1 protein-coding gene (cut by a window edge) is annotated in these 18,498 nt (G+C 68.0%); it reads left to right on the top strand.

Translation table 11 applies throughout. From position 1 onward, the window contains the following. Nucleotides 1-18,498, top strand: partial view of a LuxR C-terminal-related transcriptional regulator gene (locus AB0H42_RS01940; protein ID WP_357048313.1) — the 3' portion only. Its footprint begins 11,343 nt before the window's first position; the window shows 18,498 of its 29,841 coding nt (coding positions 11,344-29,841); the start codon falls outside the window, past its left edge; it ends in the stop codon at nucleotides 18,496-18,498.

Here is an 18,498-nt window from a genome sequence, read left to right as displayed (position 1 = left end):
CGTCTGCAGGAGAAGCTGGACAAGATCGCGCAGGCGGCTGCAGCGGAATATCACAGCCAGATAAAGCGGAGCCGGGAGCACGGCGGTCAGGGCACTGTCGCCGAGAATCTGGCCGACCCGTTCTTCCAATCGATAGGGGAATCGTTCGGCGCTGAGCTGGCCGGCGCGCTGAACTATGTCGCCCGGATCCGGGGTCTCGACAGCGCCGCGACTCCGATGCTGATCGGCGATGACCTGGACGCGCTGGGCGATATGGATGCGGATCGGCGCCGTCGGCTGCACCAGCTGCCCGCCATGGGAGACAGCGCCGCCGAATCGGCGGCCCGGGCCGGCGAAAACTTGAATTCGCACCGCAAGCTTCGTCTCCAGTTCGCGCAGGAACTGGCGTCGGCGATCGGTATGGCACCCCGGCTCCTCAACCCGGCCCGGGTCCGCAGGATCGCCGAGGCACTGGAGCGTCGACGCGTCGCGGACGAGCGCAGCAGGGCCGCCGCGAAATGCCGGCAGCTGGATGTCGAAATCGAGCAGTTGGACGAAGCGGTAGCGGTGACCACGCGGATGCGTGGGATCGATCGCCTGCGTGCGGCACTGTTCCAGGCACAAGCACAGCTGCCCGTTCTGGAGCGCCGACTCGTCGCACGGCAGAGCGCGCACCGGGAACTTCTCGATGGTTACGGGTACGGGCTCGGCGCCGGTCTCGTCGATGCCGAACAGGTACGTGAGCAGCTGGCCGGCGCCGAGCAATGGCGGGGAGGCCGATACGAACACGAGGAGTACCTGCAGGTTCGTGCCGCATTACACGAGCTGCTCGGCCTGGCCGGGCAACGGGAGCTGTGGCAATGGCGAGTCCGGCGCCTGCAGGACCTCGGGTACCGGCTCGACACAGTAGCGGCGGAGCGGGCTCGCGTGCTGGACGAAGGGACGGCGGCGGACGAGCGGATCGGGGCGCGGACCGAGCTGGAGTTCGGCTGGCCGGTCGGCGATTCCGATCGCGGTGCGCAGCTGCGCCGATACCAGGCGGGCGAACGGGCAGCGCTGGCCGCGATGATCGGCCCGGAATCGTTGGACGAGCACGGTATGACCGCGGCGGACCTGACCGCCGAACATCTGACGCTGGTCGCCCTCTCCCGCGCCGACCTGTTCACCGACGGGGAGTTCCAGGACCGGATTGCCGAATTCCGGCGTCTGGAGCAACTGATCGGCGATGTGGTCGAATTCGAGCTGCTCACCGCGCAACTCGACCGAATCGATCAGGGTCTGTCGAGCGGGCTCGCCACTGAGGTAGACGTCGTGTTCGCGGCGACGGCCGCGCCCGATCGAACCGGGGACAGCGCCGAACCCGCGATCGGCACCGTCGAACATCTGTGGCAACCCGCGGAACGTAACTGTTTCGTGCAGTCGGGACTGGGCGTGTACGAGGCCGCGGGCGGTACCGCTCCGGTAGAACTGCGCGGCCACGTGACCGGGTCCGCGGGAGTCCTCGCACGGGAATCATTCGGCCTGCTCGACGCTGACCCTCGAGAAGGCGGTTACCGCGATTTCGACGAGGTCCGCCGGCATGTGGAGCAGACCGGTGACGCAGTGCTGCTGGTGCTGGGACTCCAAGGTTTCACCGATGCCGCCCGGCCCGGCTCACATGCGGTACAGGCGTTCTGGGATGGCGGATTCGAGATCCGTGCGGACGGTACGAGGGTTCCGGACCCGAATGCCGGCCGAGTAGTGGTGATCGATAACGGTCAGCGCAGCGCGTTCGTGGAATGGGCCGCCGAGCAGACGGGGATACGCAGCCTATCCGGATGGGAGATCATGCAGGGTGGCACACCGCGCCGCCCGCTCGTCGACGGCAGGTCCCAGGCCATCGCCGGAATCGATTACGACGATGTCGGCATCGCGGGCCGTCCGGCCACACCTGGGAAAAATGCCGAGCTACGGAAACTGGCCGATTCGCTCGGAGCCGAGCCGCATATGACCAGCAGGGATCGGCTGGATTCGACTGTGGTAGAGCCGCGGAACACGTCCGCACCGCCGACCGCCACGGACCAACCCACCGGGAAAACACAGGTCCCACCGATCGAGGTGCCGGGCGCGGATGCGACCGGGCCCGCGGTGTCCACCGGCGAAGCCGACTACCAGCGGCCGCATGATTCGACCGGCGCCCGCGAGGCCGGTCATGCCGTCAACTTCTGCGGCCGGCTGGTGCTGGAGCTGCTCCCCTGGGTGGACAAGAGTGCGATACCCGTCTCGGTCGGTGCGCAGGGTATCGACGTAACGCGCCTCGTGGAGATCGCCGGCGCCGGCCTCCGGCATGTTCGACGGCTCCCCACGGACCCGGGCGGCAGTCCGTTCGCGGCGGTCGCCGACACGCTGGCGGCACTGCCGGAGAGCCGGCGCGAAGGCGCGTCGGCACTGGTGTTCGTCCGCGCGGGCACGGCCGACCGGCACGGTGTTGCCGGGCATGTGTTCCGGGCGGTGTACCGCGACGGTGCGACGCACCGGGAAGATCCGGGTAAGGAGATATTCGGCCCGCTCGCGGACACGCTCGTACCCTCGGACCTGGCAGATCTCGAAAGTATTCGGGTGGTCGTTTTCGACGCGGCCGGAAACCCCATCGTTCTTCCCGGCGAACCTGCTTCCGCCGCCGATCTCGATTTTGCCGTCGGGCTGACACTCGACACGATCGGTGACCGGATGTCGGCTCTGCTCGACGAGGGCGGACCGCAGTGGCGGGAAATGCTTCCCTCGAATGTCGAAGTGCGGCATGTGCGGAATCTGGCGCCGGGGATGGGCGGTCTGTATTCACTGTCCGATCTGATGATCCGAATGCGGACCGCGGGCTCGAGTCTGCTCAGCCGTGGCGTCTACCTGGTCCACGAGCTGACGCACGCCCGGGACTTCGACGAGATCCCCCTGCCGGACCCGGTCGCTATGACACGCGGAGAATATGTCCACGCGATCCTGCACTTCGAAGCGAGAGCTTTCGCGCAGCAGGCGTTGTTCGCGGAAGTACTGAGCGAATACGGCTACGACGTCGAGGCCGATGACCGGCACACCGTCTACGAGGAGGCGCACAACAAGGCAGTCCGCGATGCGTTGCAGGCCGACCCGAACCTCACCGAGTCGCAACAGCTCGCGATCGGCTTCCGGGCCGGTGTCCACGCTGTGGAGATCTTCCTCGCCTTCCCACTCAAGTTCACCGAATTGTTCGATTCACCGGCGAAGTTCGCGGCGTTCCTCGAGGCGCCGGAAAAACTGGACGAACTCATCGGTTACGACGTGTCCGCCGATCACCCGCGACAGGCTCGCGCCAGGTTGGCGATGCTGCTCGAGTCACCGGAAAGATTGGCAGAGCTGCTGGAGGGATCCGGCGAGTCCGCGGAGAACACGTCGGGCGATCACCTCGGCGAACCCGGGATCTACGTGTGGGATGCCCGCAAACAGTGGTTCGTTGCCCGCACGGCAGCCGCACAAGGAAATCTGCATACACCCAGCACACCCGAGCGAGCACGCGAAATCAGGCGGCTGGCGCTGGCCAGGACTGCCGCGGAGCGTGATCTCGCCATCCTGGATCGGGCGATCCGTGCGGAATTCGAACGGACGCGAGTACTCCGGTCCGATTCGGCATCTCCCGCCGATGAGCGCCGCCGCCACCACGCCGCGCTACAGTTCCGGGACCTCGTCGCGTGGCGAGCGGCCGCCGCGCGGGAGGCCACCGCGGCGCGTGCCGCAGTCGAGGCGGCTGTCGCCCGTGACGTGTCGACCGTTTTGCTGCGGCAGTACGAGCGCGGACTGTTGCTGACAGACCATGTCGCGATGGTCGACGGTGACCGGCCGCACCTGATCGTCGTCGCCGGCGACGGCGATCACCGCCGGCTGCTCGGCAACGCGATCGCCGCTCATCCGGAGCTGGTGGGTCTCGCCGAATCGGATTGTGAATTCTGGTCCGCTTCCAGTGATGTCAACGGAACCGTGTCGCTGGGACGGGTCGACGACCCGCAGCCACAAGCGAAACCGGCACTGCCCGAGGTCCCCTGGCTCAACCTGGCCGAGCAGGCCGGGGAGCAGCGGATTCGCCGGGCCGGGCGCCTCCTGCGAGAAATCGAGATCGATAGCCGGGCCGACCACCTGCTGCGCACCGACGAGATCCGGTTCCTGCTGGAAGCGCATGCCGACAACCGCTTCTATCCGGCCAGACAAGCCCACGTGCTCGGCGCCGGATGTTCCGACGCCCGATTGGCCGCCGAAATGCTGGCCGGCGCCTACCACGCGCTGCGGGCGGCGCAGCGCCGCCACGCCGGGGCCAGTGAGGTCGAAGAGCTGCTGAACCCGAGTCGCAAGGGCTATGTCGACTCACGGCTCGACGAGGAGGCCGGGGCGCAGGCGTGGCGCTGCGAGGCCATGCGGCAGCTTCGCGAGATCGGGTACGATACCGAGCCACCGGATGCACTGGAACTCGCGTATACCGGTGCTTATCGGAAGGCCGTCGCGCAGGTGCCCGGCCGGCCGGCGACACCCGCCGCGATAGCCCGGCAAGCCGGTCGCGACGCGATCCATGCCGAGCTGAGGCATACCGGGCCTCGGCCGGCCGGGGGCAGCTACGCGGATTTCTACGGTTGGGCCTGGGATGATGCGCAAGGCCGCGACCGTGCCCCCAGTTCGCTGACCGATACCCGTCCAGCACCGGCGGCCCGGCCGGAAGGCCGAACCGATGCCGGGGCACGGCTGATCGAGCTGGTTCGGGAACGCACCGAGGCCGAGACCCGGCGGGCCCGCGCCCGGACGGAGCTGGCGATACCGGCGAAGGAATTGGCCGCCTCGAGCGCGGAATCGGCCGAGCTGGAGTTACTACGCCGCGCCACCGATGCGAAGACCCGGATGCTGGTCGGGTGGATCGACGAATTCAACCACTGGGATGTCCAGATCGATCTGCTGAACGGCGCCATCGCGGCTCATGAGGAAGTCGGCCGGCAACGCGCCGCGGCAACGCTGATCGCCCTCGAACACTCGATCGATCCCGAACAGGCACAACCAGGTTCTGCTCTGATCGAGAAGCTGCGGCACGACCGGGACGAGGCCCGCCGGGAACTGGCGGATTTCCTCGATCTCGAACCCCGGCAGGTGATCGCCGGCCAGGTGTACAACCTGCTGGGCCAGGCGGAGCGCCAGCAGAATTATCCGTTCTCCCCGGACAACCCCCGCAGGCTGCTCTTCGCCGACCGGATCGTCGCTCTGTGCCGGCGGTTCCTCGCCACCGACCCGCTCGTCCGCGCGGTCGACCTGCTGGCCGAACGGGAGTCGGAAGCGCGCCGGCTCGACGAGCTCGCACATCCGGTGCCGCTGCTGGAGTCCGCTCCGCAGATCCGGGAACTGCTGGCCGGGGTGCCGGACCTCGATGCCGACAGCCGGGCCGTGGTCGCTGCTGTCCTGGAGCGGGCCTCCGCGCGCCCGGATGCACAGCTGTGGCCCTTGGAAACCGCGGCGGTCGGGCACCGCGTCCAGGTCCGCGACGATGCCGGTCATCCGCTGCTGGACATCCGGATGGCCAACGGCACCGCGACGGTCCGGCTGCACCTGCGGCAGGACCGGCCGGACCGCATCCTGTTCGCGCAAACGCTTGTTCCCCAACTGCTGACCGGGTGGGACGAGCGGCAGATCGACCGGATATTCGCCGGTATCGTCGAGCAGTTCGCCGAAACCAACCGCTCCCGTACCAGGCGGTTGATCGGGGCCGACGGCACCTTCACCGCCGAGCTTTCCGGGGCGCGCGGCGCGCGCGCTCTCGCTGTCACCGTTTCGACCCGCAGCGGCAACCTCGCGTTGCATTTCGATGAGGAGGTCGCGGCACCGACGCCCACCACTCGGGGTTTCAGCGGCACAACCGCCGAGGGACGTCCAGAGGGCGGTGCCGGCTACGCTCGTCCCTCCGGCTCGACCGGCGCACCGGCGTCGGCGACCGGCGAACCTGCCGCGCGGCAGGAATCACCGCCCGATTCGCCCACCGGGGCTGCGTCGGTGCGGGCGGCCCATGAGGGCACCGCGGTGTGGGCGGGCGTCGACGGACATACCGATGAGGGGGGTCCGTTCAACTGTGGTCCGCTGGTGCAGTGGTTCGTTCGTGACGCTGTCGGCGGTCGCGCCGCGGCGGTGATGACTCCGGTCGCGGTGGACGATCCGCTGATCGCGCTGGCCGGAATCCACAAGGTCGATCTCGTCGCGGGAATGCGAACAGGCTGGGCCGAGCGGCCGGTCGGAGCCGGTGCCGCCGGTCTCGCCGCCATGGTCCGGCAGGTTCACCGCGTCGGTGGCGTCCTGGTCGGCGGGGTGAACCAGACAACCATGGGGCTCGGCCACAGTTTCGCTGTGGCCCGAGTAACCGAGGAATTCGCCGCGATATTGAACGCTTTGCCGGCGGCGCTCCGCGGTGAAGCCGGGGTCGCGGCCGGCGAAGTAGTCGTTTTCGACAATGCCGCAGGGGGACTGCTGCGCGGCGCCGCGATCAACGACTGGATTGCTTCCGGCTGGGCCGGATCCGCGGAAGTCCATGTAGCCGGCTTCGATGCCGCGGGCCGGGCGCTGGAGAATTTCGATGCCCAGGCGCAGGTACTGCGTGGACCGCCCGGACGGCTCGGCGCGCTGGAACCCGGTGCCCGTACGGAGCCGTGGGGGAACCGCGTCGATTCCCGGGCGGAGCTCGACGAGCCGGGATTGCGGTTGCTCCAGGACCGCCGCGTCGAGGTGGAGCGGGTTCGCGCGTTACGTCTCGAGTTGGCCGAGCTGCTGGGGATCGAGCCGGAGCAGGTCGATCGGACCGCGGTGACGGCGGCGGTCGCCGGAGCCGACCGCGGGGACGCCGACGAGCCGGCCCGTCTCGTGTCGGCGGGTCAGCGCTTCCTCGGATTCGACGACGGGCGTCTCGCTCAGGAGCCCACCCCCATCCATATCGCCAGACTGGCCGGAGTCAGCCTCACGACTGTCCGTCAGGTACTGAACCGGCGGCAGCCGGCCTTCACCGAGGCGGAGCAGCGTGTCCTCATCGCCGCTCGATGGCTGGGATTCTCGGGGGTCCCCGCGGAGCTCGCCGATGCCATCGATGAGAAGTTCGCGGCCGAGCGGTTCACCTCTGGTCGGCATACCGAGGACGGGTTCCTCCCAGGACAATTCCGCCGCCAGCCCACTGTGCGGGAGGTCGTTCGGCTGGCGCGCACATCGCCGTACGAGTTCAGACAGGTACTGCGCGGTGACCCGGGACCTTCCGCAGCCGTCGAAGCGCGGGTATGGGCGGCGGTGGATGAGCTGGGTTACTGGTTACGCCCCGATCCGTCAGAAGGCGTTTACGTCGAGCAGGTTCGCGCGTTGCGTCTCGAGTTGGCCGAGTTGCTGGGGATCGAGCCGGAGCAGGTCGATCGGGCCGCGGTGGCGGCGGCGGTCGCCGGAGCCGACCGCGGAGGCGCCGACGAGTCGGCCCGTCTCGTACTGGTGGGTCAGCGCTTCCTCGGATTCGGTGACCTACAGCTCGGCCAGACGCCCAGGATCTTCCATGTTGCACAACTGGCCGGAGTCCACCCGGAGAATGCCAAGGTGATACTGGGCCGGTCGCGGCCGTCCTCGACCGAACCGGAGCAACGGGTCCTCATCGCCGCTCGATGGCTGGGCTTCGCGGAGGTCCCCGAGGAACTCGCGAACGCCATCGATGAGGGGTTCGCGGCCGAGCGGTTCACTCCCGGCCGGCACACCGAGGACGGGTTTCTTCCCGGATACTTCTTCCGCCAGCCCAGCCAGGACGCAGTCGCGCTGGCAGCGAACGTCTCACAATCCATGGTCAGCCAGGTATTGCGAGGCAGATCCGGGCCTTCCACAGCGGTTGTCGAGCGAGTGTGGAGCGCAGTGGCCGAGCTGAACCACTGGTATCCCCACCGGCCCGACTCGCGGACAGCCCCCGATCACGCAGAAGCCTTCGAACAGCTCCGTGCCCTGCGTCATCAGCTGTCCGGTTGGTTCGACCTGCCGGCGGATGAAGTGGACGCTGTGGCCGCGGACGCAGCGAGTACGAGAACAGCTACGGAATTGGTCGCGCTGCTGCGCGGGTTCAGCGAGTCGGAGTTGGCCCGCACAGCGACGCTCCTGGACGTGGCCAGGCTCGCGGGCGTGCCGGAACACAAGGCCGGCAGCGTACTCGAATCGCCTGATCCGAACGGCACCGAGGAGGAGCAGCGTATCCTCATCGCCGCTCGATGGCTCGGCTACCCGGTGCCGGGGAAAAAGCTGACGATCATCGACCCGGAATTCGAGCGCGCCCGGTTCTCGCCCGGGCATTTCACCCGCAACGGATTCGTCCGCGGCGCTTTCGCCCGCCAGCCCAGACAGGTCGAAGTCGCCGAAAGCGCCGGATACCGGCAGAGCGGTGTCAGTGTCGTGTTGAGCGGTGGCGGTAGCGCCCGGATGCGCGCCGCGGTGACCGCCGCGACCGCAACCCTCGGGTACTGGTACGTCCCGGCCGCAGCAGCCGATTCGGGACTACCCGGGTATGCCGCACCTTCGCCGGCGAAGGTTTCGGGCCGGTTCGGTGCACCTGCGGCGGCATTCGAAACAGCGGATAGTTCGACGAGTTTCCGATATCCGGACAGCAAGCGGAAAGTGCCGAAGATATGTGCCCCGCTGGTGCAGGGTGTTATCACGCTGGGCGCGGGTGTCCATGGTGCGGCGATGCATCCGGAGTATGCCGATGATCCCCGGATCGTGCGGGACGGGTTATCAGGTATCCGATTCGCTGTGGGTCTGGGTTGTGATTGGGATCCGGCCCCGATTCCGCCCGGACCGGCGGGAGCGGCCTGGCTGGTGAACCAGGTGCGGGATCCGAGCAACCGAACCAGCATGATCGCCGCCGCCCTGGAGGTGCACGGTGGCCTCGCCCACGCGGTTGCCGTGGTGCGGGTGAACGATGCTCTCGCGCAGCATTATCCACAGTTACGGCAGGCGATCGGTCAGGTGGCGGTCTTCGACAATGCCTACGCCGGTGCCGACGCCGCGGGTTGGGTGGTCGGCGAGGATGTGGCGCGGTGGGAGCAGCATGCCGGGAGGGGTGTCGAGGGCGGGTCGTTCCTCCGGTTCGACACCGCCGGCGCCCCGAAGATCCCCTTGGTGGGGCGGCAGCCATCGCCACGGGGTCCTCGGGCGCAATTGGCCGGTCGAGTCGACGGCCCGGGTGGACCCGACAACCAAGGGGTCTTCGCGCAGGGCACCCTGCCACCGCGAGACGACGGCACCGGGCCACCGCCGACTGCCGTCTCCGAGCCGCCGGGGCCCGGCCGCGCCGAGTTGTCGTCATCCGGCGCCGGGCGGACGCCGTGGGGCGGTACGCAGCGTGCGCTCGGAGATCCGGCCGATCCGGCCGTCTCCGCAGATTCCCGGCCCTCCGGGATACCGGACATCGAACGGCCCGCCCACGACGGACCCGCGCTCGAATCCGGGATCGCCGAGCGGCAACGCGAAATCGTCGACAACCCGGAGCCGCCGACCGGCTCTTCGGACCAGCCGCACCGCACTCCGTGGACCCGGCGGAACAGGAGTACCCGGCGCGCTCCGCAGCAGGAGGCGATCTGGTACGCCGACGACCCCGACCTGACATCGGACGCCGGAGCCAACCGGGACGCTCGTCAGCATCCGAAGACTCCCCCCGCGACGCCCAACGGCCCCGGCGCCGCGACCCCGCGTGACGGCGAAATCACCGGTCCACGGCGCGGGGACGAGTATCCGCGACCCAGCGACGGCGTTCCCGCCCTGACCGCCGCGCAGGCCGAAGCGCTCCTGCTCCTGACCGACAGCGAGGCCCCGCGCGGAACCGACGGCGGACACCGGCTGTGGCTGCTACCCGATCCGCGGCCCGGGCACGCGGGTGCGCAGGTGGTCGCCCGGCGGATGGTGGCCCGGACCGACGCCGACGTACTCGCGGGCGTCGGCGAATTGCTGCGGGTGATCCCGAGCACGAACGACCCCGCCGGAATCGGCGTTGGTGTCCGAGGGCTGCGAAGCCTTTACGAAAGCGATGATCTCGTCGTGCACGAGCACATCTCGGGCACCCCGCTGACGGTTACCCACCTCGTGGACATAGCGGATATGACGTTCCGCCACGATCGCGCCGAACAGTTGTTCGCGCAGCACGCACCGGCCGATGACCGCCCCACGACCCGCGCACGGGCCGAATGGGATCGCGGCGTGCACCGCGCTCTGCGTCGCGCGGAGGCCGAGATCGCCGGTCTGGATCTCGGATCGTTGCTGGGATCGGGACCCGGATTGCTCGGCCTGCCCGCGTTGTCCGAGACATTCGGCGTGGAACGGGTCGCCGAAGGCGCGGAGTCGGCGGTAGCACTTCATAGCACCGTAACCCTCTCCGACCTGGCGCGGACATCCGACGGCACGCTCATGCGGACGTATCCGGCGCGTGCCGACGTCGGGCCACCCGCGTGGGCATACGCCGCCTTCGTCATCCGCAACCCATGGCCGCCCGAGGTGCGGCCGCAAGTGCTCGCATGGTGCGAACAGCAGGTCCTGGACCGGCACGGTGCGGTCGAGCGCAGCCACTTCGATCGCTATCTCGCGGTCGAGGCCCGTATCGCGGCCGTCGGCCGGGCACTACAGGCACCACGGAATCTCGTCGCCCATATGGTGCGGCACACCGATCTCCTGGCGGCGTTCACCACGGAAGTGGGCTTGGTCCAGGCCGTTACCGGCCTGCGCACGGTCACCGAAGAACAGTGCCAGGCGACCCTCGACACCCTCGCCGAACGCATTGCCCAGGGTTGGCCCCAGGTGCGGCGAAATTACCTCGTACCCGAAATCGATGAACCGCTGCCCCCACGACTCGGGACGACCGCTCGTCAGCTGCTCGAAGATCCGGGGTCGGACAGCCTGGTCCGCGCGCGTCGGCAACAGAGCGGAACCCATCGGCTGGAAGTGGCCGAGATCAAGCGTGAAGTTCGCGCCGATGCGGCGGACTCCGTGCGTCTGCGCGCCCTGGTGATGGTGGGTCAGGCCGAATTGGGCGATGTGGAGCTGTCTTTCGAGCTCGACGTCGATGGCACCCTGGTCGCGTCCGTCGAGCCCGGCCCGGGCGCCGACTTCGTTCCGGAGTACCTGGCCGGCCGCGGCGGTACCGACCGCGGCTCGTTTCTCGATATAGTGCGGCATTTCGTGCGCGGAGCGGGCGCCGATGTGCTGCGGATCAGGGCCGCCGAGGACGCGGCCGGCGAGGTACTACACGGTCGCAACCTGCTCGCGCAGGCGGGCCTCGAACCGGTCGAGAACGCCCCGGGGTGGCTGAGCGAACCCTGCGCATGGGTTCCGGCCGTGGCCGAACCGGTCGCCCCGCGGCTGGATCGGCGGCTCACCAGAGACCAGGTGTTGCAGGTGATGGAACAGGTTCGGGTGACCTCACCGCACGAGTCCGAGAATCAATGCGGTGTCTGGCATCTGCCGGTGGCGACCGAACCGGGTATGGATACCGAGACAATGGTGACCGTCCGGGTATATCTCGACGAGGCGAAGCGGCTGGGCTTCGACCTGGACTCTTTCGCTCTGTCGGCGGCGGAGTCGTCGGACCTGTTCCATCGAGCCGGGGTGCGGGGACCGCGGTTGCTCTACGACTCCGATTCCGCCCTGACCGCGCCCGACTTCCGGACGCGCGTGACGATTCACGAATACGTACCGGGTAAGGACGTCGGGCCGCACGAAGGCTGGGAGCGCACCACTGAGGACACCTTCCGTGAGCTGTACCAGCTACACAACGTGCCGAGTCCCCTGTCGCAATTCGACTGGGATCGGCAGCAACGCAATCGGGTGCTCGGCTTGGAGCAGGACGATGTCGGCCACCGTCTGGACCAGCTGACCGGCGGTGTACCACTGTTCGCCATGTGGCAGCCGACCTTGCCCGGCGACGACCAGGGGCGGATGGGGTACACGCACGGCAACCCGATCCGCCGCAAGATGCGGCGCGGTACGGACGGCCGGATCGGCTTCACCGATGCGAAGCTTGCCCAGTATGCTCCGATCGCCTGGGATTGGGCCAGGTACTACCTCGTGAACGAATGGGCCGACGACGCCGAACGGCATACCGTCGCCGCCGAGATCCGAACCATGCTGCACCGATACGGTGCCGATAACGGCGCCGCGCTGGTGGTGGATTTCGATCGGTATGTGCTCCTGGAAGCTCGCAAGTCGATCCTCGGCGATGCCTATCGCCTGCCGAGCAAGATCGCTTCGGGGTTCCTGACCGTCGAGGAGGCGCTACCGGCCTTCCACCGCAACATCAACCTCATGCGCCGCGCCGCCGGCCGGGAACTGATATCCGAGGACGCGGTCCGTGACCTGCTGCTGGAGTGGTCACTGCGTGCCTTGATGCCGGATCTCCCCACTGCGGCACGTCCGGAGGCACCGCCGATGCCCGCGGCGGCACCGCGCCGGTGGATACAACAGTTCTTCGCCATCCTCGGGGCGTCGAACAGCGACCGGCTCATCGATGTGGACCGCTCGGCACTGCGGTTCCTTCAGCGCTGGGATGGGCCGCGGCGACTGGAACCGACGAGGGTGCAGTCCAGGGGCGGCACGATCTTCGTGACCGCCGCGATCGTGCAGGGCACGCGCGAGTCCGATGAAGTGTACTTCCAGTTCGTACGAAAAGATTCCGGCCAGATGATCGCCCACTGTTCCGGTGCACATCCCTCCCTCAAGGTCGATCGCCTCGTGCTCGCTTTCGCCCGGGACGCAGGCGCCGACATTCTCCACACACCGATCACCGATTTTCTTGCGGCCATTCGCGCCGGCTTCGACTGGAACCGAGCGCATCCCGGTGAATTGGCCGCTGTTCATGGAGCCCTCTGCGAGGAACTGGACGAACTCGAGCTACGCGAACCGGCGCTGCCCGCTGCCGCCGCGGCGATACGGCGTCAGCTGCGGTCGGGTATCGTGCCCGCACCCCGGGAGCTGTTCGGTGCCGGTCTCAGCGATCTCGGCTTCGACTTGGAACGGGTGGCCGCGGCGTGGCTCGGCTTCATCGACCTGGGGGCCGTCGAGGACACCGTGTGGAGCGAGCCGGAGGCCCCACCGGTCCGGGCCGCACCGCTGGGCCCCGCGCCCGCGCCGGAAACCCTCTTCGCCACGATCGAGCGCGAGGGTATCGGCACCATGGATTGGCAGGTGGCCGCGCGGCAGTTCCTGCGAGCCCGGCTCCGGGCACCCGACCGACAGGGCAACAGCAAGCGGGCGTGGTTCTTCCGTGACGACAATGGAAACCGGATCGTCGTCCACCAGTTGGTCCGGGCGGCCGGGGACGACAAGGATCTGACGCGCAATCCCGCCTCGTCACAAAGGGGCATTCGCTGGTACCACCCGCTGTCGTTCGACGTACCCGATGCCGTGCGGCTCGCCGGCGAGGTGATCGACGTCCCGGCGCGGATGTACCAATGGCGCGATTTCTACGTGGAGGAGTTCGCCGATGGCGATACCCCGGCGGTCACCGACAGCGACTGGCGGGCAACCCTGGAAAAATTGTTCCGGGCGAAACGGAAGTTGCTGGACATCCCGCTATCCGCCCATCTGAAGGTACGGCCGGTGACCGAGCATCTGCATCTCTACTTGGATCACCAGCGCCGCAATTACCGTAACCGTGCACCCTGGCTGGACCGGCTGTTCCGGCTGGCGCCACATCAGGCGTGGTCGCCGGAGACCGATGATGAGGCCTGGCCGCCCAGTCTGAACCACTGCGATATGCACCTCGAGAATGTCCGAATCCGCGCCGCGGACGAGAACAGGTCGATCAGCGGAAGGGACGACTCGATTACGCTGATCGACTGGGACAACGCCGCCATCACCCATCCCCTGTGGGATTACGTGACCATGCTGTGGTCCAACTGGCCGCCCGAGACCGCCGAAGAGGTCGAGGGCATGTTACGGAACGAGGTCCGGGACCGGTTCGGGCGCCGCGGTGAGAAAGAGCTGGAGCGGCTGCTCACCATGGCGTGCCTCGACTCGCTCTACGCCGATTCCGTGACCTTTGTGGCGCAAATCGCGGCGGATCCCGGCAAAGCCGCTGCCCTGATCGACCGGTTCCACTCCGACTACCGGCGGTTGTGCCGACTCCGCGGTTGGGAACCGGAGTCACCGGAAGTGGTCCGCACTATGATTTCGGCGGCAGTCGACGAGCTGATTGCCGAGCCGGATCTGCCGCGGCAGACCGAGCCGACCGTGGTACCGCCGAACCGGCCGGCCCCCACCGCAACCGACCCGCTCGCGACACTGCCGACTGCCGAACATACCGGCGACCCACTACTCGCCGTCGCGAACCGTCTGCTCGACACGGAGTACGGACCGCACGGCTACGTCGTGGCTCCAACCCATGTGCGGTACGACGACGCCGCGGATGCCCGCTGCCTGACCGTCTCGGCGACCGTCGTTGTCACCGGTCCGCGCGGCCCGGACGAAGTGGGCGATATGCGATTCCATATCCGCCCCGACGACCAGGGCGCCGTGTCGATAACCTTCGACCATCTCGAGATCGGTAGCACCTTCGCCGGTGCCCGCTTCGTGCAGTACTTCGTTCCACGACTACGCGAATGTGTCGGCGCGGACGGCTGGATCGTGCTGCCCGTCCACGGGCGAGCGGGTTTCGCGATGTCCGCACGGCACGGTCTGCGGCTGGATGCGGATCCGCAACGTCTGGCCGAGTCGCGCGAGAGCACCACGCACCTGTTGGGCGCCGATCACCGCGAGACGGCGGCGGACCCGATGCTCGACCGATTCGACCGCCCCGCCGAGGCCCGGCCCACGTTCGCCGAACTGGCGGAGTATCTCGACCGGATACCGAACGACTGGCCGGAGAACCGCCGGTGGTGGGGCGTGCTGGACGGTATGCCCACGGCGGGCGCGACGGCCGCGCGCGGCACCGATCCGCGGCCGATGACCCGAATGGCGCACCCCCATTTCACCGTCGACGGTCCGGCGTTGACCGAACAGGAGATCGACCTGTTGACCACTCTGGTTCGGGACCGGGCCGACTTCGCCGGAAATCATCACGGGGTCTGGGTGGTCCCGCTGCCGGACGGCCGCGCGGTCGTCGTCCGGGTGGCGATCGAAACACCCAATCCCGATTTCGACCCGCGAATCGGCCTGGTCTTCGGGGAAGAGGCCGCGGTGGAGCTCTGCCGCACAACGAATATCCGGGTCCCCCAGCTACTGCACAGCGGCGCCCAGGACTCCTACCCCGAGCGTTACATGATCCACGAGTTCCTCGACGGCCGGCACCCGACGCCGCAGGACCCGCTCCTGCCCACCGCCGAAGCCGTGTTCCGTACCCTCGATCGACTCCATTCCCTGCACGAATCCGACTGGTCCGGAATGGGACTCGAGCAGAAACCGCCCACCACGCGGGTCGAGTGGGAGCGGCGGATGGCCCGCGAGGTGGCGCGGATCCCGCTGGAATTCGATGAGCACGATCGGCTGCACGGTGAACTCGGGATGCCCGGTCTTTATGAATTGTTCGAGGTCCGGCCCGCCGCCGACGACGACGTACCACTGAGCGCGCTGCACGGCGATCCGACCTTCGGCAACCTCATTCTTCTGGAGGAGGATGGAACGGAACAGTGCGGACTACTCGATCTGGAACTGGCCCACCCGGGGCCGGCGGTATGGGACTACGTGGCCTTCGCGATGCGAAACGGGTGGAATCCGGACGACCGGAGCACGATCATCGACTGGTGCCGAAAACGACTGCGCCGCTTCTACGGCGACGCCGCGGCCGCCGACTTCGACCGCTATATGGTGCTCGAGGCGTGGAAGTCCGTCGCGGGCGACAGTTTCCGGTTGCCGCTGTTGGTCGCCCGCGATCCGGGCTTCTTCGACGAGGCGGCCCGAGCTCTGCACCGCAACCTCCGCATCGTGTTCGCGGCGGTACATCGGGACGCGCCGACATTGTCCCAGGTGCGGGACCTGCTGTCGCGATGGTCGCAACACCCGGTCCCGGACGACCACGACCAGCCGCCGGCCCCGGCCGTTCCGGCCGCATTGCCACGTCTGGCGATCCGTCGGTATCTGCGAGCGGATATCGGTGAAGCCGGCACGAACGCCGAACAGGCATTGCAGGCAGCCGTCGCGACGCTGCGAGGTACCGATGGTCGCGCACGCCTCGAACCGGTGTCGGCGAAGTACGAACCGACCGGCGGCGGGGCCGCGCTCGACCGCAGCCGTATCCGGATCCGCACCGTGCTGATGAACGGCGCCCGCGAATACGGTGAGACGACGATGTGCTTCGAGCTGGATCAGGAGGGGCGGATCATCGCAAGCCTCGATGCGGCCAACCCTGAGCTCGATCGCCTCGCCGAAGACTACGGTGGCCCACGTTTACTCGGGCCGGCCGAGGCTCTGGCCCGCCGTTTGGGTGCCGACGTGTTCGAGACCGAAGTCTCGGGCGCGGCGGCGGTCCAGGCGGCGCGGCACGGTTTCGACTGGGTGCGGCCGGGAGAGCCGGGCGCATCCACCACGTCCCCGCGGTCGGTGGGCGGCACCGGGCCGATCACCATGTTCGGCCGACGCCGGGCGGTCAAGAACCTCGCCGACCCGGCGGCGCCGCCGACGCCGCTCGAGCATCGCAAACCGGCCCGACAATCACGCGGCACCGCCCTGCTCGGCGATCTGCTCCATGACCTCACCAAACCGCTGGACGGCCGCCGCATACAACTCAGCGAGGCCACGCGGATTCTGGTGCGCGCCGAGATGCGCTCCCCCGACACGGTCGGTCACCACGTACTGGTCTGGTGCGAGGTCGACGACCGTGGGAACCCGGTGAAGGTTCGCCGCGTCGTGGCCCAGCCCGGCGACAAGGACCTGTCGGCGAACCCGGCCCATCCCAAACTGCTGAGCGACGACCGGCGTTTCCATCGCATCGATCTGGACGAAGAACGGGCGGAGAAACTCGCCCGGCGGGCCGGTGCCCTGGTGCCGACCACGCTGGCCCGAGCGGGCGAACGGTCGTTCCGCGGCATGGGTGCCGGTCGTGTTCCCACCACCGACGATCCGGACTGGGAGCAGACATTGCGCGGCCTGTTCCGCCAGCTGCGCCGGGTGCAGACCGTCGAGCTGCCCGCGGACCTGTCCACCCGGTCCCTGACCGAGTACGAGCAGCTGTATCTGAGCATGCAGCGGATAAAGTACGAAGAGCGGGAGAGCGTCCTGGATGCGCTGTGGCCGATGCCGCACGAGATCTGGGTCCCGGGAGAAAGTTCCTGGAAGGTGGGCCTGAGCCATGGCAACGCGACCTTCCGCAATCTGTGGGTCCGGACGGACGGCGAGGTCCTGCTCGACAATTGGAACCTCGCCGGTATCCGGCACCAGCTATGGGATTACGTCGAAATCTTCTGGAATCCATGGCCGCCGGGAGCCCTGGATCGGGTCGAAACGATGGTCGAGGACGAAATACGGAAACAGCACGGGCAATCCGGGGTCCGGGAGTTCCGCCGGTTGCGCGCGATGGCCGTACTCGACTCGCTCTATGGCGACTCCCGTCATTTCGTGGAGAAGATCCGCCGCGATCCCCGCACGGCCGAAACCCTGGTCCACCGCCTCCATTCCGACTACCGATGGTTGTGGAAGTACGCAAACACCAATGGTTTGTGGGCCTCGCGTGGTGTGGAGCCCCTGAGCTTCGAACAGGTGTACCAACTCATGATGCACGCCGTCGACCCGAACCTACCCCGACCGGGTCTGCTCGCTGTTGCTGCCGACACCGTCCCGCGAGCGCGCACCGCACCGCGTCCGGATCTGTCCGGGGTGCCGGCCGTCCCGGATCTGCTCGCCGCCCTTCCGGCCGAGCACGAACTACTGCCGGCCCTATCGGGGTTGCAACAGCGATATGGTCTCGACCTCGATCTGGAGCTGACCCGCGTCGAATACCTGTACAACGAAGCCGGACCGCCCCCCTCGGGGATCCGGCTCCGCGGCGTCTTCGTGCTACGGCGCGAGGCGCCGGTCGAGGCCGGTGATCTGGACCTCAGTATCGAATACGACGAGAACGGCAGTTTCACCGCGCGCTTCGACGAGCTGTGGATCGAGCCCTGGTACGGGGCCACCGGATGTGGCCGCGATGTCCTGCCGCTGCTGCGGGCATACCTGCGTCGATCCGAGGTGGAGGATTTCACCGTCACCGTCCGCGGCCGTCGCGGAGCCGCGACCGCCATCGGTCACGATATCGATTGGTACTACGGTCCCGACCGGTACCGCCTCACGAGAAGCATGAGCGCGTTGAGCAACAACATCCGTTCCCGCCTTGCACTGATCCTGGATTCGGCACCGATTTCCCCGCCACTGGAGCGGCTTCTCGACGATATGAACCATGAACTGACCCGCCCCTACCCGACTCCCGCCGAGATCGCCGCCGAGATCGCCCGCCACCTACCCGAAGGGGTGAGCCCAGCCGACCTCTTCGAAGGTTTCCACTGGCAGGGCCGCGCTACCCCCTGA

Origin of the sequence: Nocardia sp. NPDC050799 (genome assembly GCF_040654015.1) — a bacterium.
In the GTDB taxonomy this organism is placed as follows: Bacteria; Actinomycetota; Actinomycetes; order Mycobacteriales; family Mycobacteriaceae; genus Nocardia.
The sequence above is the reverse complement of the archived record's forward strand: the minus strand, read 5'-3'. Positions and strand labels throughout refer to the sequence as shown.